Below are 17479 nucleotides of genomic sequence, written 5' to 3' on the forward strand. Positions count from 1 at the left end.
CAGGCCGCAGGTGAGACCTGCAGTAACGACTTGGTAAAATAAAGGGCAGCCGCGGCACTCTCAATGAAGACCGCTTGTGCCGATCAGCGCGCTGGATCCCGGCCGTCAATAAAATTGTCGACCTCCGACGACCGCATCGTCGGTGAAGTCCGCAACGTCGTCATCGGAACGAAAGACAAGAAAGACTACGTGATTGTCGCCTCTGGCAGGTTTTCGTCCCCGGAAAGGACAGCCTCGTTGTTCCGCTTTTGTCGCTGGACAATACGGAGCAGCCCGACTTGAAGAGTTGAAGTGTGAAACGAACTCACAGAATTTGTCTCATACCGGTGAGCTTAGCGCCGGAAGGCGCCAGGCGCATAGACTGACGAAACTATGTTTCTAGCGAATATCAACGCGTTAACGACGAAACCGGTGAATGATGATGGCAAAGGGCCATTCGGCTTCAGCGATGTCCATAATGCGGCTTTTACCAAGGAAGAGCGTGGGATAAAACTTTGGCGCAACCCTTTTGGCGAAAGACGTAGTACCCTACGATCGGTGCGCCAAATTCCCGTCGATCTTGTTACGAGGCGCAGTCGAAATGGCGAAAGGGCGAAAAGGTTTGATAGTGTTCGCCGCGGCTATGTTGGCGGCGACCGGATGGACCGTTATCGTTATGCGAGACCTTGCGCCGGCTGTCTCCGGTGTCGCGCCCTTCACAGATGCGGCAGAGGTCGATTTCAACGCAGCGATCAGTGTTACCTTTGGCGAAGACGTCGACTCCGCCACCATCGGCGGCAGTTCGCTCCGGCTTTCAACAGGCGGCTTACCTGTGGAGGCGAGTGTCGCATACGATATTTCGACGCGTTCAGCTGTGCTGGCGCCAACAATGCCTCTCGTGGGCGATACGAAATATACGGCAACCTTAGCTCCTGGTGTTCGTGATCAGGCCGGCAACACCCTGACGACCGGCCACACTTGGTCGTTCACGACACGGCGCGATCTTGAAGATGGCTTTGGCGGACCTATCCTGCTCATTTTCTCCGGCGCCTTTCCTTTCAGCAAATATTACAGTGAGATTCTGCGAGCCGAAGGCATAGGCTCGTTCGACAGCGTCGACCTTTCGCACGTTACTGCGGAACTGCTCGACCGGTTCGATCTGGTCCTGCTGGGCGAATTGCCGCTGAGTGAGGTACAGGCCTCGATGTTTTCGGACTGGGTCAACAGTGGCGGCGATCTGATTGCTATGCGCCCGGACAAGAAGCTAGCAGGATTGCTCGGATTGGAGGATCAAGCCGCTTCGCTGAACGAAGGTTACCTTTCGATCGACACGAAGAGCGTTCCTGGGCACGGGATTGTCGGCGAGACGATCCAATATCATGGCACGGCAGATCTTTACGCGCCGACGGAAGGCACGACCGAAATCGCCCGGCTCTACAGCAACGGCTCGAACGCGACGCCAAATCCGGCCATCACGATTCGCAGCGTTGGGAAGACCGGCGGCCAGACCGCGGCGTTCACCTATGATCTCGCCCGGTCGGTGATATACGCGCGCCAGGGTAATCCTGCCTGGGCCAACGACGAACGTGACGGCAATTCCGTCATTCGGTCCAATGATCTTTTCTTCGGTGCCAAGAAAGGCGACGAGAAAGGCGACTGGAATGATCTGGACAAAATCGCCATTCCGGTGGCCGACGAGCAACAGCGGCTTCTGGTCAACCTGATGAGCTTCATGCTCGAGGACAAGGCGCCGCTTCCGAGGCTGTGGTACTTCCCGAAGGGACACAAGGCGGTTCTCGTCATGGCGGGCGACGATCATGGCACGTCAAGCGGGACCGAGGATTCGTTTGATCACCTGAAGGCGAACGAGCCTAAGGGATGCTCGGTCGCTAAGTGGGAATGCTATCGCGCCACCGCATGGATTTACACCACTGGTGGTTTGTCGGCCGAAGAGGCCCGTGCCTACGTTGCGGAAGGCTTCGATATTGGCGATCACGTTAACAAGGGCTGCGACAATCTCCTGCCGGGGGACTTCGCGTTGACATTCAGCCGCGAACTGTACGCATTTCGCGTCAAGTATCCTGACCTGCCGCCCCAGACGGGTAGCCGTACGCATTGTGTGGCCTGGGGCGACTGGGCGTCGACGCCAAAAACGGAGGCCCGGTTTGGGGTGCGAATGGACCTCAGCTATTATTATTGGCCCGGTTCATGGATAAAGGGTCGCCCCGGCTTCATGACCGGATCCGGTCTGCCGATGCGGTTTGCCGATCTCGACGGCAGCATGATCGACGTCTACCAGGTAGCTTCGCATCTGGTGAACGAGAGCGGTATGCCGTTTCCATCTGCGATAGAGACGCAGCTCGACCGAGCTCTGGGGCCGCAAGGTTACTACGGCGCGTTCGGAACGCACTACGATTTCACCGACGAATTCGATAAACAGTTGACCGCGGTGGCGAAGGCTCGTGGCGTTCCATTGGTCTCCGCGAAGCAATTGCTCGATTGGACCGACGGTCGCAACAACTCCTATTTCGCGCATATCGCCTGGAACGGTGACGCCCTCACATTCGACGCGCTCGCCGACAGACGAACCGTAGCAATGCTTCGCGGAATGGTCCCGGCGCAAACCGGTCGGGGAGAGGTGTCGGCGATCAGCCGCGACGGGATCTCCGTCAACTTCAAGACCGAGACCATCAAGGGGATCGCCTACGCCATGTTTCCTGTCGAAACCGGCCGCTACAGGATCACCTATGGCCGCAGTCAGATTCCCGGTGCCATTCACGTCAGGTAATTGTCTGATTGCGGTGCCTATCGTTACGCACTGTCAGCGAAATTGTGCTCGAATTACTGCTAGCCTCAACGAGGCGTTCAGATCAGCAGACTACCATCACTGCCGAGAACGTGCGTCTCGAACCCGATAGCGATGAGCCACTGGAATGAACTGCTCGCCAATCTTGCGATTGTCGCCATAACGACATCACTGTGGACATTGAACACTAGTGTCAATGGGCGAGATGCTAGAGGCCACCGACGACGAGTACAAACGCTGGCGGTTCTTTGAAGTGAAGCCGACAAAATGAGGGGTCTCGGGCGTCGGGTTCCCTGAAAAGGCCCCCGCCCCCAGTGAAGGCGACGGGGTTTGAATTGCTGTCCGTTCTCTTGACAGAGCGAATATTCGTGATCTTTAAACCAAGCGTGAACGGCTTGTGAACGGACAGAGCTCGGTTGTCGAACGAGTACCCCGAGCTAATCCTTTTGGATTAGGCTCTCCCCTCGATGAGCCGAAGTTTTCCTAGCCATTCGGTGATTTGCCATCCGCAGACGCGAGGTAGACACTGCATAAATAGCAGCTCTGCGTGGCCTACCACCTTCAAGTGGAGACAGATATGAGATTCAGATATCTATTGGCAGCAATCGCGATTTCGATATCGGCGCTGGCAGTCTCAGCATGTCAGAGTAGCCCAAGTTATGATAATCGCCCCGCATACGGCGGTAATGATTATGGCGGCGGTAATAGTGGTGGCGGCAGTTCCGGATACTGATGACGTGTGAGCCTGACTAGCTATCGGGCTGTTGTAACCGTCTTGGACTACTGCCTCAATGCCAAAGCACGACCTCGATATCGTGGTTCGCGGCGAAGAAGTAGACCGAATTGACCAGCGCCCACATGACATCGCCTTGGACATCAACCTGGCGCACATAACCGGTATGATAGGACCCGCTCCGATCGGCTTCGCTGCTCTCCTCCCCTGAAACAAAAACCATAGGTAGATCACCATATTGTAGTGGAACAAACAAATATTAGGCCCAACTCAACCACTTATGAGGTTGCTCTGCTCCGACTTATGCCCGGTCGGGTTATGCATGCCGCCTATAAGTGATTGGTGTTTACCACGTTGGTTAAACGGGCGGTAACCGCCCCGAGTGTGTGCTGCGCTCCAACTGCGTTTGGAGGATTTACAAATGCCGTACGGTTGGATGTTCATTGGGGCGCTGGTTGCTTGTGCGCTAAGTCTCCTGGCGATCGAGCATGATCCGCCAAACCTGCTCCCCTCACCTTCGCTTGTCGTACTGAAACGAGCGCCCTGACGCAGTGACTTGCTGCTGTCTCGGAACTTTCGTCAATCTGTTGGGTTCCCACTTCGAGGAGATGCACTATGGATGACGACATTTTGACAATTGGGCTAATCAACCTGGTCTTTGGCGTATTGGCGCTGGCGCTCGGGTATCTTTACACGCTTCCCCGGGACCACTTACCCACAGACATGTCAGCGCCGCTCGTTTTAGCGATAGGTGATCAATGATCGCGCGAAATGTGTTGTTCTTGATCCTCACAGGGTTCTTCGCCCTGTCTTTACTGCTGGTCTACAACGCCTATTACAAGCCCGTTTCGAATAGCGGATTAGGCATGCCAGCCGTCACCGGACAAAACTAAAGTCCCTAACCACGAAGGAGAGAGATTTGAGATATTTTGTCGGCTTCGCGCTGCAGGTGAAAGACCGCCCGCATCCAATTATCGAGACTGATGGCGCAGCGCCCGGCTTTTCTGCCGGTCAACTGGTCCGCGTGGAACAACTCGGACAAGGCTGGTTTCAAGTTCAGCAGGTCTACGCCGAGGTCCTACCTGAACAGATCAACACCACGGTACTTCTTGGCACCTTGGCACCTGCCGGCGCTTTGTCAGCTGATGAAGCTGTCCCGATATTGGATCCAGATATTTGGAGATCCACGATCTGATTCTGCGGAAACTAAGACGCCCAAGTGGCGGCAGCATATGCAAGTCTGCTTTGATTAGGTTCTGATGAAGTTCCGAAAGGGGAGCGTCAAGGGTCAGTGCCAAACGGCGACAGCGGTCGCGTACCCTGCCCGAGGGTTTGACTGCACTCGGCTTCTAACACAATTTCGGTTAGATGAGCGAAGCCGATACGAGCCTTTGATAGGATTGATGCACTGGCGATGGCGAGCTCCATCACATTTTTCAGCAGGCCTTTGATGTAGTTGGCCATGCGTCTTTCGGATGTAGTCGTAGACGAACTGGCAATTATCATCACAACAAGCCCGTACATGCGCCGATAGCTATGCGGCTGACGAGCCTCGCGGAGCCATTCGATTCGGTCGATTTCCATGCATCCCCCTTAATTGAAGATGGGAAACGCTACTCTCTTGCGAATGTTTCAAAAGGTATCGACGCATGGTGAACATCTGGTTAAGCGGCATGTAGGCGGGTGCACTCCGAACTTAAGCTAAAGTTTCCTGTAACCATTCCACGATTTTGCCACGGCCATAGCAGCCGACATACGCCATCTGCCGTGTGCTGCCGTGCCGCTGGCGCCAGCAGAAAAGCAGTCCACCGTCAAAAACGTTGGCCAGATTGAATTGGCGCAGGGGCAAGCGCGTCTCGCCGGCGGCTTCAATGCCAAAGATAACAGGAACAGATCCAAAGCCGGCAAAGCGGGCGCCGACAAAACGCCCGCTGGCAAAAAAGACGCATGGGAGTAATAGAAACTAGAAGGGCGGCTTCGGCCGCCCTGAATTGTTTCGCATCGGCAGGCCGGGAAAACTGGAAAATTGGCAGCGTGTCTTTTGTCGGTGAAAGCCAATCAGAGGCACTGCGATAACGCAACAAAACAGCCTAAGTTCACCTTATGGCTGTAAGTATTACGCTGCTTCGGAAAATTCCGCGATGACGACAGGAACCCATCCGTTTAGGGTTTCGATCACCGCTTTTATGGGGTGCGGCCGGTACCATCCCACAACATATCCAGCCATCTGCACGAACTGGTTGTAGCAGGTTGTATACGGACCACATCTGTCCGGAAGTCTGCCAGGGCGAACTGTCCGGAACCGCTACAAGATGCCGATCAACCGCCGGCCGTCAACGCGCGGCACGCCACGCGGCTTACTGGGCAACCAGGGGTGAATAACAGTCCGCTCGGAATCGCTGAGATCAAACTGGTGACGGGTCAGGAGAGGCATCCAAATCAAGGTTTTAGTGCATCAAAATCAAACCGATTTGCAAACCCGGTTTTATGAGTGAGCGACCTAGCCAAACGTCTCGCTGCTGCGAGTTTGAGGGCGGCGAGAAAGTTTGCCGGGTCTTTGTCATATCGGGGCACGGTGCCTCTTAACTGTTTGAGTTTGCTGAAGAAACGCTCGACGAGATTACGCTATCGGTAAACCATTGGCTGAAAGGGAAGCTCTCCTTCCGATTACTCTTGGCCGGAATATTGGCCCACCTGCTTCTACTTTGATCGAATTGCGAGATAGGCGCTAGCTGGCCGCGTTGCGTGCAGCCAGGGCGGACTTGAGCCTTTCGAGATAATTGCCCGATCCCTTGGCCGCGACCAGCGTCTCACCATCGGTTACCGTTTTTCCACGGACGAGCACCCGCACTGGCCAGCCCGTTACGTCTAGTCCCTCGTAGGGCGTGTAGTCGGCCCCATGGTGCAGAATATCGTTGGTGATCGTTACCGACTTCTTCGGGTCCCAAAGTGCAATATCGGCATCCGAGCCGATCGCGATCGTCCCTTTCTTGGGGTAGAGGCCATAGAGTTTGGCATGGTTGGTCGAGGATAGGGCGACGAACCGGTTGAGGTCGATCCGGCCCTTGCCGACACCTTCAGAAAACAGGATAGGCAGTCGGGTCTCCACACCCGGAATCCCGTTCGGGATCCAGCGAAAATTCTTCTTTCCTTTTTCGTTGAGCTTTCCCTGGTCATCCTGGTAGCGAAACGGGCAGTGGTCGGAAGAAAACAGGTCGAACGTTCCGTTTTGCAGGCCTTCCCAGCATGCGGCCTGGCTGTCCTTGTCGCGGGGTGGCGGCGAGCAGACGAATTTCGCACCCTCCAGTTCCGTGGCATCGAGGTCGTCCGCCGTCAACATCAGGTACTGCGGGCAGGTTTCCCCGGCAACCTTGCTGCCGCGTGCGCGTGCACGCTGGATTTCCTCCATAGCTTCTCGGTTTGAAACATGGACGATGACGATCGGTGTGTCGACGATTTCGGCCAGTGATAACGCCCGGTGGGTCGCCTCGCGCTCGGCAGCGACGGGGCGGCTGGTGGCATGATATTTTGGCGCCAGTTCGCCGTTCGCTTCATGGCGGCCGATCAGGAAACGGATTGCATCCTCGTTCTCGCAATGGACCATCACCAGCGCGCCCGATGAGCGCGCGCTATCGAGGGTGGCGAGGATCTCGTCATCGCGAAGGCGCAGATTGTCATAGGTCATGAAGACCTTGATCGAGGTATAGCCATCCTCGACCAATGCCGGCAATTCCTGGCCCAGCACATAGCTGGTCGGATCGGTGACGACGAGGTGGAAGCTGATGTCGATATAGCATTCGCCTTCGGCCTTGGCATGGTAGACTTTCAGCGATTCTCCCAGTGTCGAGCCTTTTTCCTGCATGCAGAACGGGATGATGGTGGTATTGCCGCCGAAGGCCGCCGACAGCGTGCCACTGGCAAAATCATCCGCCATGACGATGCCGTCGCCCGACAGCTGTGCTAGGTGCACATGGCTGTCGATACCGCCCGGCATGACGTAGAGGCCGCTGGCATCGATTATCTCAGCCGCACCGCTAAGGTTGTCGGCCAGTGCTGTTATCCGGCCATCGTGGATACCGACGTCGCACCGGAAGGTATCGCTGGCGGTAACGACCGTTCCGTTGCGGATAATCGTGTCGAACTGCATGCGGTCTGCTCCCGGTTTCAGGCTGCCGTAGTAACGGTACTGTCGGCGGATCCGAGGATACTATCCAGCGCCTTGGTCATCCGGTCGATTTCCTCGATCGTGTTGTAGTGGACCATCGAGACACGGACCATGCCATTGTTCTCGGTGAGATCGAGATATTCCGCCAGCCGACGCGAGTGAAAATCACCAAAGCGGATGGCGATCCGATGTGCATCCATCGCTTTGCAAATCTCGGCGGAGTCGCGGCCATCGAACACGAAGCTGACAGTCGGGATACGATTGCCATTGCGATTGGAGTTCTGACCGATGATCCGGCAGTCGTTGCGGCCGCGAAGATAACCGAGCAAGCGATCGACGAGGGCGTTTTCCTGCGCTGTGATTGCCTGATAGGCAGCGACAATCTTTTGCCGGGTGAATCCAGTTTCGCCGGCTTTTTCGCCCAACTCACATAGATAATCGACAATGCCGCAGGTGGAGTAGGCCAGTTCATAGTTGGGATTGCCGGGCTCCAATTTGCCTGGAACTTTGTCTTTTCCGTAGAAATAATGGTAGAGGGTATCGAGTTCGAGCAGATGCTCGTATTTGCCGTACATCAGCGCGTAATGCGGACCATAGGTCTTGTAGAGGCTGAAGACGTAGTAATCGACATTCAAAGCCTGAACATCCACCGCCCGATGGGGCGCATAGGCGACCGCATCGACGCAGATGCGCGCGCCCCTGTCATGCACGAACGCGGCGATCTCGCGAACCGGGTTAATAGAGCCGAGGATATTTGAGACGTGGGTAATGCAGACGAGTTTCGTTCTGTCCGACATCAGCGGTTCGAGATCGGCGAGATCGAGCGCAAAGGTGTCCTTGTTAAGCGGCCAGAACTTGATGACGATGCCGGAATCGCGCAACTTGTCCCAAGGCCCGATATTGGATTCGTGATCGGCGATGGTGACGACGATTTCGTCTCCGGGGGTCAACTGGGTCGTCATAGCGCGGGCAAGGTTCTGCAACAACGCGGTGGTCGAGCTGCCGAAGACAATCTCCTCCGGTCGTGACGCATTGACGAGATGCATTGCCGCGGTGCGGGACTCGTAGAGTGCCGTCGCAGCTGCCTGTGATACCTCGTAGCTGCCCCCGATCTGGACATTCTTATCATAAAGGAAAGTGCTGATCCTATCGACGGCGCGTTTGAGGATCTGCGATCCACCGGCATTGTCGAAAAAGGTCCAGCCATGGGCAAGGCCGGGAAACTGGCTACGAACGAAATCGACATCAAGTCCGGTTTCGCCGGGTTTGTCGCGCGTCGGGATGTCTTGGTTTGGCATGTGGTCCTCCAGACCGTCTTTTGTTTTTCTCAGTGGTTGAGAACGGCGCGCAGGAAGCTGCGTGTCCGTTCCTCCTTGGGATTGTCGAAGATTTCGGACGGCGTGCCCTGTTCGATGATGCGGCCGCCATCCATGAAGATAACCCGGTCGGCTACCTGCCGGGCAAAGCCCATCTCATGGGTGACGACGATCATCGTCACGCCGGTACCGGCAAGCGACTTCATCACATCCAGCACCTCGCCGACCATTTCCGGGTCGAGCGACGATGTTGGCTCGTCGAACAGCATGACCTTGGGCTCCATGGCCAGTGCACGGGCGATCGCGACGCGTTGCTGCTGGCCGCCGGATAGCTTGCCAGGATATTTCTCCGCCTGCTCGGCAATGCCAACACGGGCCAGAAGCTCGCGCGCCTTTTGCTCGGCTTCGGCAGGCTTCTTGCCGCGTACCCGCATCGGGGCGAGCATGACGTTTTTGAGCACCGTCAGATGCGGGAACAGGTTGAAGGATTGGAACACCATGCCAACTTCGGCCCGCACCTTTGTCAGGGCCTTGCCTGGCCCGACGGTGACGCCATCGACCACGATACTGCTGTCGCTGGAAAAAGCCTCCAGCCGATTGATGCAGCGGATGAGGGTCGATTTGCCGGAGCCGGACGGTCCGATGATACAGACGACTTCCCCTTCGGCAATGTCGAGATCGATACCGTGCAGCACGGTGAAAATGCCGTAGGCCTTTTTCAGACTGCTGATCTTGATGAGCGGGCTCATGAGCGCTTCTCCCCGCCGAAGTGCTTTTCCAGGCGCGCCACGATGGCGACCAATGGCCAAAGCAGGGCGACATAGATGAGTGCTGCGCCGATCAGCGGTGTTGGATTGGCTGACAAGGCCTGCGCCTGAGTGGCCTGCTTCAACAAATCGGGCATGGCGACGACGGAGGCGAGCGCGGTGTCCTTGAGGACGTTGATGCAATTGTTGGTCAGCGGCGGAATGACGATCTTGATGGCCTGCGGCAGGATCACGTCGACCATCATGTGACGGCCTGAAAGACCCAGAGCCTGGGACGCCTCGAACTGTCCAGGCGCAATGGCCTCGATGCCGGCACGAAAGATCTCCGCCGTATAGGCCGAGGACACAAGGGTCAGCGCTACAACGGCCGAGACGAAGGGTGAGAATCGGATACCAACGAAAGGCAGGGCGTAATAGACGACGATCAGCAGCACCAGCAAAGGGATCGAACGGAAAATGTCGATATAGATCTTGGCGAGAAACGGGACCGGACCGGATCCATAGAGCCTTATGAGCGCCAGAAAGAGGCCGCCGACCAGGCCAGCGATAATGCTTGTGATGCCGATTTCCAGCGTCACCAGAAGCCCCGATAGTAGAAGCGGGAAGGTTTCGATCAGGATCGGTATATTGAAGAAGGTATTGAGCAGATTCATGAGGCCACCGGCTTTGAATGTAATGGCGGCGCGCCAACGCCGTCATCACATGGGGTCACGGTTTACTTGGCAGACGGCATGTCCATGACCACAACGGTCGAGGTCGTGTCTTCGGCCTTGGCACCGAACCAGGTCTCGTGAAGCTTTGCGACGAAGCCTTCCTTCTTTAGCGTCGAGATCACGTCATTGACCTCGTTGGCTAGCGGGTCGCCCTTGTTGAACATGATGGAGTATTTCTCGCCCGTCGTGATGCGCTCGACCACCTTGAGTTCCGGTTTGTCCTTGACGTAATACTGAAGTGCCGGAATGTCGCTGATATAGCCGTCAATGCGGCCCGCAGCCAGGTCTAGCATGGCTGGCGACAGGCCCTCGAACTTGCGGATTTCTCCAAGCTTGTACTTCTCCGTATTGGATGTCGCCCACATGTCGCCGGTCGAGCCTGTGTCGACGCCGACGACTTTGCCTTCCATGGCGGAAACACCAGAAATTCCGCTGGAGGCCATCACCGTCAACGACTGGTCGCTGTCATAGTATGGCTGCGCGAAGGTGACGGATTCCAGCCGCTTTTCGGTGATCGTGATGGACGAGACGGCCATGTTGATACGGCCGGACTGCACGGCGGAAAACAGCCCGCTGAAGGGGATGTTGACAAATTCGACTGATTTGCCGAGCCGCTTGCCGATTTCGGTCACGAGTTCGACTTCGAAGCCGACGGTTTTCCCGGATGCATCCTGAAATTCCCATGGCACGTTGCCGATATTTGCGCCCACGGTGAGGTCGGCGCCGATGGCAGTGGACGCGAACCCCGCAGTGGCAAGCAGGGCGGAGAGGATGGTGGACTTGATGAGGCTGAGCGTTTTCATGAGGTTCCCCTTGATTTTTTGGCCTAAACACGTTTACGCTGGCTTGACTGGTCTAACTGGTCAGACCGGTTCGACCAAGGAAGCATGCCTGTTTGGCAATTGCAAGACATGGTGCCGATAAAATAGACTGGGCGAGATAATAGGCGGTTGCGCTGTTGCGCACAGCGCCATGAGACGGATGGATCACAAGAGCATGCTGAACAGAACCTTGGTCCCCCAGTCGGTCGCCCGCGAAATCCAGAGCATGATCCAGAACGGTAGCCTAAAGCTTGGCGAAAAGATCCCGTCGCAACGGGAGTTCTCGCAGAAATTCGGCATCAGCCGGGCATCGCTGCGCGAAGCATTATTGACCCTTGAGACACTTGGCCTACTGAAAACAGAGGCGGGACGCGGGACATTCGTTTCAGGCGGGCCGCCCTCGGCATCCAATCATATGGCGCCATGGCGCTATTCCGGTAGCTATTCGGTATTCGACGTGTTCCAGACGCGCATTATGCTGGAGGGGCAGATCGCCAGTCTTTCAGCCGGCAGGCTTATGGCCAACCAGTTGGAACAGATGGAGCACGCCACCCGTCAGATGGAAGAGTGCTGGGCGAAACAAGACCTCTTAGCCAATGTCGAAGCAGACTTGGAGTTCCATGCGATCATTGCATCCGCCTGCAGCAACACGATGCTGCGTGCGCTCTATCAAACGGTGCGTGAACAACTGACGGAAACCCAGCGCCAGCCCATCCCTATTACCGACCCCGCCCGCATGAGCGCGTCCATCGCAGAGCACCGTCGCATCATCGCGGCCCTGCGTTCCAATGATCCTGCCGCTGCGCGTGTTGAAATGGAAACGCACATACGCAACACGGCGCGTTGCGCGGGGCTCGAGCCGTAACGGCCTAGCTCAAGTTGTTCAGGAAAGACGAGGCTCGTTCGTTCTTTGCTTGGAATGAAAAAACCAGGGGGCGGGGCAACACCCCCAATGCCCATATTGGGCTTGCGCGGTTAACCAAATGATCAGCAACAGCCCGTATGCTTGATCAACCCACAGTTGCGAGCAGCCATCCGCCATTCTTCAGGCTCGTACGCTCTTTTACACGCTGCGACGTCCATCGCCGTGACGCTTGTAGGCATTGCTGTGACGATCTACGCGCGGCCTGATGACTGGGAGCGGGAGCAGTGATGAATCAACACTCTCGACAAAAGCGCCGCTCGGCAGGGCACTGGGATGATGTTAACGGCTCGACGAGTGGCAGGCTACGCTACGACAGACACAAGATCCGGCGCCGGTGCCGCAAGGGGTGATCGCCTTCGACGGTGGTATGAATATCAGTTCTACAGCACGCGCCTTGGCTCGGCCGGCTGTTGCCTGCATCGATCCTGCGCCAGGCCGCGCTGACGAAGGCGGCGCATCTAATCGCCGTCCGGCCTGAAAACCATTCCCGTCGATTGCCGCCGCAGTCGAAAACGCTAGCCCCGACTGCTGCTTTTGCCAGCCGGATGGTACGGCGAGGTGGGGGGGCAAAATGGGAGCCCGGAGGTGACGAAGGCGGCGATCAAACTCATCGATTCCCTCAAATCCGGTGCTCACAGAAAAATGGAACTCGGTCAAATGTCTGGACATACGCTCGAAAGCGGGATTGAGATGACTTTCGATGACGCTCTGCGCATTTTATTCTGCATTCAGGCCACCTGTTCTTGACGATGCCAAGAACGCAAATTACGGTTCTGAAATGCAGCAGACTGTCTTGAAACGCGCCGTATTCTTCATTGGTGGCTATGAACCAAAAACGCCGAAGGCGTTTTTTAGCCGGCTTTTAAAACAAATTTCTCACTTCGATGCGCTCTGGGGTTATCACTCGGAAGTTTCACGTGTCGAAGCAACACAGGATAATGAGGTTGGTGCCGTAACAATTTCGACACGCGCAGCCGAGGAAAACTGGTCAACCAATACTGATTTCAATTTTCTTAGTCTAGATAAGATAGTGCTTCGCGATTTCGCCCGCCCGATGCCCATGAGATTGTTCTATTATACCCGCTCCTTTGCAGACTTTCTGATTTCGGGCGTAGCATTCCAGTTCTTTAAAAAGGCTTGGCGGTTTGGGCTCTATTTTGTCTATCCATTTTTCGTGCTGACAAGTTTTGCCTTGGTCGCCTGCATCGTCGCGCTGCTTACGTACCAATGGTTCGGCTTAGCGAGTGGGCTGGTGGGTGTGTTGATTTTTGTTCTGGCTGTATCCGGGGTGGGAGAGCGGTGGTCGACAAATCATCTGATGGATTTGTGGTCTTTTTCACTTGACTTCATCCGGGGCAGGCGGGCGGACGCCGATGCAATACTGCAGCGATTTGCCGAGACCGTCGTCGCAACAACGACCGCTGAAAGCTACGATGAGGTCATCTTGATCGGTCACAGCACGGGTGGCCTGCTTATGATCGATGTCGCCGCACGCTGCCTTTCACTCGACAAGGAGTTTGCATGCTCCGCACGGGAAGTGGTCCTTCTGACCTTGGGATCAACGGCACTCAAAGCAGGGTATCACCCAGCCGGTAAGAATTTTCGAAAATCCGTCGAACAGCTCATCAATGATGATAAATTGGCTTGGGTGGAAATTCAGTGTTTGACTGATGCCATCAATTTTTACAAGACTGATCCAGTTGCGGAAATGGGTCTTGAGGCGAAGGCCGATCAGGCATTTCCCATCGTTCGATCCATAAGAATAAGGGACATGCTGCAGTGTGATGCATACGCGCGCATAAAAAGAAACCTCTTTCGCGTGCACTATCAATACGTATGCGCGAATACCAAGCCGTATTGGTATGATTTCTTTCAGATTTGTTGCGGTCCCACGTTCCTGTCAGCAAGAGTAGAAGGCCGTATTGTTGGCGGGCTTCCCGCGCAGGAGGCCACGTTCGTATGACACCGACGCTTGCTGAAGTTGTATGGGCGGCTGGTCTTGTTGCATGGGTTGTTATTCGCGTGCCGCATCAGAGCCGCGCTCGCAAGACACGGGTGTCAAGTAGCGCCAAAACGGTCCGAGATCGCTTGGCTTTGGTTGCTGCCGCCACTGGGCTGTCTCTCGTTCCGATCATTTTTGTCGCGACGGGCTTTCCAGCTTTTGCCGACTACACGTTTCAACCTTGGCTTGGCTGGTTGGGGCTTCTGATCGAACTGGCATTTCTTTGCCTGTTTTATGCCAGTCACCGACAACTTGGGAAATATTGGTCGGTGACACTGGAGATTCGCAACGAACATAAGCTCGTGACCGACGGTCTTTATCGTTACGTCAGACACCCAATGTATCTGTCATTTTGGCTTTGGGCTGTCGCTCAGCTTTGTCTCTTACCGAATGGCATTGCGGGGTCGGCCGGTCTTGTCGGCGTTGCAATACTCTACTTCTCTCGCGTTCGCCATGAAGAGGCGATGATGCGAGACGCGTTTGGAGCGTCGTACGACGAATATGCCAGACACACCGGCCGGATCATCCCTAGACCCTGGTAACTCGATGAAAAAATCCAAAAATTCCTTCGAAAATTCTCCAAGCCGGCGTTCTTTTTTGGGTTCAATTCTGGCCATCGCCTTCACCGGTTTGCACGTGAAGACGACTTTTGCAGCTGGCAAGGGCGAGCGTGGCGGGCACCCGCAAGTGTACCTCCTACGCGGATTGGCAAATATTTTTTCGACAGGTCTCGATGAAATTGGCAGAAAGCTGCGGGTGGCGGGCGTTGATGCGCATGTCGAGAGCTTCACGGCCTGGCGGTCAGCCTTGAACAAAATCGTCTCTAACCGGCAGAAATTTGGGCCGTCGCCCGTTATTCTCGTCGGGCATTCACTCGGAGCAAATGCCATTATCTCCTTGGCGCAGGGATTGGAAAAGCGCGGTATCCGTGTGGATTACATGGCGTCGTTTGCCGCGACGAGCCCAAGCCCCTTGCCAGCAAACATCACACGCGCCGTCAATTTTTATTTCTCCAGCCATAGCTGGGGAGCTGCATTGACGAAAGGCCCGGGTTTTAAAGGTAGGCTCGACAACCTAGACCTATCGCATCACCAGCATGTCAATCATTTCAATATCGAGAAGCAAGGCCCGCTCCAGGATGAAGTTGTCAAGGGTATTCTGCGCGCCTTAAGATAGCGAAGAGAACAGCCCGATTGGCGAAAAGGGCGCAGCAGGCGCGCCACTCTGTCGGTTATCTGGATCCACAAGCGATGGTTTCAGTAGCCTAATCGCATCAGATGAAGGGCGGTTACCTACCTCGGTCAATCGTGTGTCCAACCTGATGCGCTTCGGCAGTTCAACCTGTCCAGGCTTTCGCCCAGTACGACGAGCGCGATGCCGAGCAGCGCGACGTCTTTGATCAGGAACTGGCCTGCAGGACCGATCGCCGGAAAGCCCAGCGACGGTTCCCAGATCGGCAGGGGTCCATGATCGAACAGGTCACCAGGAAAGTCAGCGTGGCCAAAGCGCAGCCGGCTATGATGGCGCGGGCCGACCAGGGGCAGGCAATCAGGAGAAGCGCGGCCGCGATCTCGACGACGCCAAGCAGATATGCCGGCATAGCCGAACATTGAATACATCCATGCGAGCCAAGGTGTGCCGCCGATCAGCGGTTAGGTGAACTTCATCCAGCCGATCATGAGAAGCGGCAAGATGATGCCGGCAAGGGCAAGGGTACGGCCGACCTTTCCGGTTGAGGCGCCCGCAAGTACGCAGATGCCGGCAGTCATCTGGAACGCCTGAAGGAAAGCCTCCCGCGCTTTGTCGAGCAGATCGGAACCTAGCTTGTCCGAAGGCCATGGCGACTGCAACGGCCCCACTGAGCGTGTCCCGGGCCGCATCGATTTCCTGCGGGGCCACCCCGTCTGCTGCCAGCCCTGCCATGCGGCTGCGATAGCTAGCGATGATGAAGCTGCCGAGAATGGCAATGCCGAGCGCGCCGCCGAACTCGCTGCTTGTTTCCGCCAGGGCGGCGGCGGCGCCGACCTGCTCCGGTTCGACGGTTCCCACGATGAGGTCGGTGGCCAAGGTGAATGCCGGTGCGAGGCCAAACGAGAAGACGGCATAGCCGATCACGTTGACCGCAAGTTCGGCCTGCCTGCTAATGCCTGCCAAAACGAGAAAGCCCGCCGCCGCAAGCGCTAGGCCGGCATTGGTCGGGAAATTGTGCTCAAGCAATTCTGGGAAGCGGACCGGGACACGTCTTTGCGAAATTCCATTCCGGTCCGCTGTTTTACATCCCCCGCGCCATTCCAAAAAGGACGGGTCGTGATGGAAGTTTTAAGACTTCGCGGCCTCAGTGCGCTGTCGCCGATACTTGACCGTTGGGAGCCCACCCCAGCCCCAATTGTCCAGGTCCACTTCTTCGATTACGACATAGGTGGACTCAAGAGGCTTATTGAGTACGTCGAGCAACACCTGACTGACGCCTTTGATGATGGCGGCCTTCTCCTCAGCCGAGACGGAGCTGCGGTCGGCGGTGGTCCCTTCGCGGGTAACCTGTACAGTAACGATAGGCATGGCGTTTATCCTTGTTTAGGGTCGGGTAATTTCTTCACGCTGCAGCTAGCAGCGCATTCATGTCCTGCTCAAGTTGGTCTACGGCGGCATAGCCGTTTCCTACCCGGCGTAGCTGTCCGTGCTTTTCGAGGAATAGAGTGGGGAAGCTCGTCACACCCATCGACCGGGCCATGGCGAATTGGGCGGCAGCGGCTTCGATCGTGTCCTTCTGTTGCCAGGTCGCCAGAAATTCAGCGGGTGTGATCGAATGTCCGTTGGCGCTCAAGGCTGCTGCACCAACTTTAGCGAGGACCATGCCATTGGTGGTGTCGCTTGCATCGACATAGAACGCGTGCTGAAAGGCACGGAAAACCTTCAGCAGGTCGGCGTTCGGGGCGAGAATGCGGGCTGCCACGACGGCGCGACAAACGGGCTCGGTGTCGTATACAAACCCTTTGCGGGCCATCAACCCTTCGCGGTTGAATGGCAGCCCACTGGACTGTTCGACCCTTGCCCAATGTTCCAACCGAAACCGTTTGCCGGATTCGTCGAGCACATCCGTCGCTCCAGCGCGAAGGCCCCCAACGACGATCTCAAGGGAGATGTCGGGATACCGTTCCACGAGTGTTGTCATTTCTTTTCCGAAGCCGTAGCACCACGAACACATCGGGTCGGCCACAAGTACGAGTTTCATTTCATCACCTCATTTTGACT

At 56.2% G+C, this 17479-nt stretch carries 20 protein-coding genes and 2 pseudogenes; 10 read left to right on the forward strand and 12 right to left on the reverse strand.

What is annotated here, in order from left to right:
* The first annotated feature begins 580 nt into the window (after window positions 1–580).
* Window positions 581–2767: an Ig-like domain-containing protein gene (locus tag ACP7E0_RS26920; RefSeq protein WP_426129445.1), complete on the forward strand. Its 2187-nt coding sequence runs from the start codon at window positions 581–583 to the stop codon at window positions 2765–2767.
* A gap of 806 nt (window positions 2768–3573) precedes the next feature.
* On the opposite strand, the gene ACP7E0_RS26925 is transcribed toward ACP7E0_RS26920, so the two are convergent.
* The gene (locus ACP7E0_RS26925; RefSeq protein WP_426129447.1) at window positions 3574–3741 is read right to left on the reverse strand and encodes a hypothetical protein; all 168 of its coding nucleotides are present in this window, start codon (window positions 3739–3741) and stop codon (window positions 3574–3576) included.
* A 392-nt stretch (window positions 3742–4133) separates the two neighbouring features.
* Between ACP7E0_RS26925 and ACP7E0_RS26930 the strand changes: the two genes are divergently transcribed.
* Both ACP7E0_RS26930 and ACP7E0_RS26935 read left to right on the forward strand, forming a co-directional pair.
* Window positions 4134–4280 (forward strand): hypothetical protein, encoded by a 147-nt coding sequence (locus tag ACP7E0_RS26930; protein WP_426129449.1) that lies wholly within the window; start codon window positions 4134–4136, stop codon window positions 4278–4280.
* A 157-nt stretch (window positions 4281–4437) separates the two neighbouring features.
* Window positions 4438–4713: a hypothetical protein gene (locus ACP7E0_RS26935; protein ID WP_426129451.1), complete on the forward strand. Its 276-nt coding sequence runs from the start codon at window positions 4438–4440 to the stop codon at window positions 4711–4713.
* An 86-nt stretch (window positions 4714–4799) separates the two neighbouring features.
* Here ACP7E0_RS26935 and ACP7E0_RS26940 read toward each other — a convergent pair whose 3' ends face one another.
* Window positions 4800–5102, reverse strand: coding sequence for a hypothetical protein (locus ACP7E0_RS26940; protein ID WP_426129452.1), 303 nt, complete (start codon window positions 5100–5102; stop codon window positions 4800–4802).
* A gap of 193 nt (window positions 5103–5295) precedes the next feature.
* On the opposite strand from ACP7E0_RS26940, the gene ACP7E0_RS26945 reads away from it, so the two are divergent.
* Window positions 5296–5475 carry a hypothetical protein gene (locus ACP7E0_RS26945; protein ID WP_426129453.1) on the forward strand — a complete coding sequence of 60 codons (180 nt, stop codon included), beginning with the start codon at window positions 5296–5298 and terminating at the stop codon, window positions 5473–5475.
* Window positions 5476–5957: 482 nt separating this feature from the next.
* On the opposite strand, the pseudogene ACP7E0_RS26950 reads toward ACP7E0_RS26945, so the two are convergent.
* The 6 genes and pseudogenes from ACP7E0_RS26950 to ACP7E0_RS26975 all read right to left on the reverse strand — a co-directional run.
* Window positions 5958–6220 (reverse strand): annotated as a pseudogene (locus tag ACP7E0_RS26950) (hypothetical protein); the annotation flags it as partial.
* 26 nt (window positions 6221–6246) lie between these two features.
* Window positions 6247–7665, reverse strand: coding sequence for a dihydropyrimidinase (hydA, locus tag ACP7E0_RS26955; RefSeq protein WP_426129455.1), 1419 nt, complete (start codon window positions 7663–7665; stop codon window positions 6247–6249).
* A gap of 17 nt (window positions 7666–7682) precedes the next feature.
* Window positions 7683–8981 carry a cysteine desulfurase-like protein gene (locus ACP7E0_RS26960; RefSeq protein WP_426129456.1) on the reverse strand — a complete coding sequence of 433 codons (1299 nt, stop codon included), beginning with the start codon at window positions 8979–8981 and terminating at the stop codon, window positions 7683–7685.
* A gap of 29 nt (window positions 8982–9010) precedes the next feature.
* Window positions 9011–9748 (reverse strand): amino acid ABC transporter ATP-binding protein, encoded by a 738-nt coding sequence (locus tag ACP7E0_RS26965; RefSeq protein WP_426129458.1) that lies wholly within the window; start codon window positions 9746–9748, stop codon window positions 9011–9013.
* A complete protein-coding gene (locus ACP7E0_RS26970) occupies window positions 9745–10419 on the reverse strand; it encodes an amino acid ABC transporter permease (RefSeq protein WP_426129460.1) in 675 nt (224 codons plus the stop codon). The genes ACP7E0_RS26965 and ACP7E0_RS26970 overlap by 4 nt, the downstream gene beginning before the upstream one ends.
* Before the next feature lie 62 nt (window positions 10420–10481).
* A complete protein-coding gene (locus ACP7E0_RS26975; protein WP_426129462.1) occupies window positions 10482–11282 on the reverse strand; it encodes an ABC transporter substrate-binding protein in 801 nt (266 codons plus the stop codon).
* A 193-nt stretch (window positions 11283–11475) separates the two neighbouring features.
* On the opposite strand from ACP7E0_RS26975, the gene ACP7E0_RS26980 reads away from it, so the two are divergent.
* The 5 genes and pseudogenes from ACP7E0_RS26980 to ACP7E0_RS27000 all read left to right on the forward strand — a co-directional run bounded on the left by ACP7E0_RS26980 (window position 11476) and on the right by ACP7E0_RS27000 (window position 15403).
* Window positions 11476–12165, forward strand: coding sequence for a FadR/GntR family transcriptional regulator (locus tag ACP7E0_RS26980; protein WP_426129464.1), 690 nt, complete (start codon window positions 11476–11478; stop codon window positions 12163–12165).
* Window positions 12166–12508: 343 nt separating this feature from the next.
* Window positions 12509–12741 (forward strand): annotated as a pseudogene (locus ACP7E0_RS26985) (DUF1612 domain-containing protein); the annotation flags it as partial.
* 262 nt (window positions 12742–13003) lie between these two features.
* The gene (locus ACP7E0_RS26990) at window positions 13004–14188 is read left to right on the forward strand and encodes a lipase (protein WP_426129531.1); all 1185 of its coding nucleotides are present in this window, start codon (window positions 13004–13006) and stop codon (window positions 14186–14188) included.
* Window positions 14185–14769: a protein-S-isoprenylcysteine O-methyltransferase gene (locus tag ACP7E0_RS26995; protein WP_426129465.1), complete on the forward strand. Its 585-nt coding sequence runs from the start codon at window positions 14185–14187 to the stop codon at window positions 14767–14769. Before ACP7E0_RS26990 ends, ACP7E0_RS26995 begins: the two co-directional genes overlap by 4 nt.
* A 4-nt stretch (window positions 14770–14773) precedes the next feature.
* Complete coding sequence (locus tag ACP7E0_RS27000) at window positions 14774–15403, forward strand: hypothetical protein (protein WP_426129467.1); 630 nt, start codon at window positions 14774–14776, stop codon at window positions 15401–15403.
* A gap of 125 nt (window positions 15404–15528) precedes the next feature.
* On the opposite strand, the gene ACP7E0_RS27005 is transcribed toward ACP7E0_RS27000, so the two are convergent.
* Complete coding sequence (locus tag ACP7E0_RS27005) at window positions 15529–15705, reverse strand: DUF417 family protein (RefSeq protein WP_426129532.1); 177 nt, start codon at window positions 15703–15705, stop codon at window positions 15529–15531.
* Entirely contained in the window at window positions 15627–15827 is a 201-nt protein-coding gene (locus ACP7E0_RS27010; protein WP_426129533.1) for a DUF417 family protein, read from the reverse strand. The genes ACP7E0_RS27005 and ACP7E0_RS27010 overlap by 79 nt, the downstream gene beginning before the upstream one ends.
* 224 nt (window positions 15828–16051) lie before the next feature.
* On the opposite strand from ACP7E0_RS27010, the gene ACP7E0_RS27015 reads away from it, so the two are divergent.
* Window positions 16052–16411, forward strand: coding sequence for a hypothetical protein (locus ACP7E0_RS27015; RefSeq protein WP_426129469.1), 360 nt, complete (start codon window positions 16052–16054; stop codon window positions 16409–16411).
* Between the two features lie 135 nt (window positions 16412–16546).
* On the opposite strand, the gene ACP7E0_RS27020 is transcribed toward ACP7E0_RS27015, so the two are convergent.
* Both ACP7E0_RS27020 and ACP7E0_RS27025 read right to left on the reverse strand, forming a co-directional pair.
* A complete protein-coding gene (locus ACP7E0_RS27020) occupies window positions 16547–16786 on the reverse strand; it encodes a tautomerase family protein (protein ID WP_426129471.1) in 240 nt (79 codons plus the stop codon).
* Between the two features lie 34 nt (window positions 16787–16820).
* Window positions 16821–17459, reverse strand: coding sequence for a DsbA family protein (locus ACP7E0_RS27025; protein ID WP_426129473.1), 639 nt, complete (start codon window positions 17457–17459; stop codon window positions 16821–16823).
* Between the last annotated feature and the right edge of the window lie 20 nt (window positions 17460–17479).

It is taken from the genome of Pararhizobium sp. PWRC1-1 (assembly GCF_049897905.1).
Lineage (GTDB): Bacteria > Pseudomonadota > Alphaproteobacteria > Rhizobiales > Rhizobiaceae > Pararhizobium.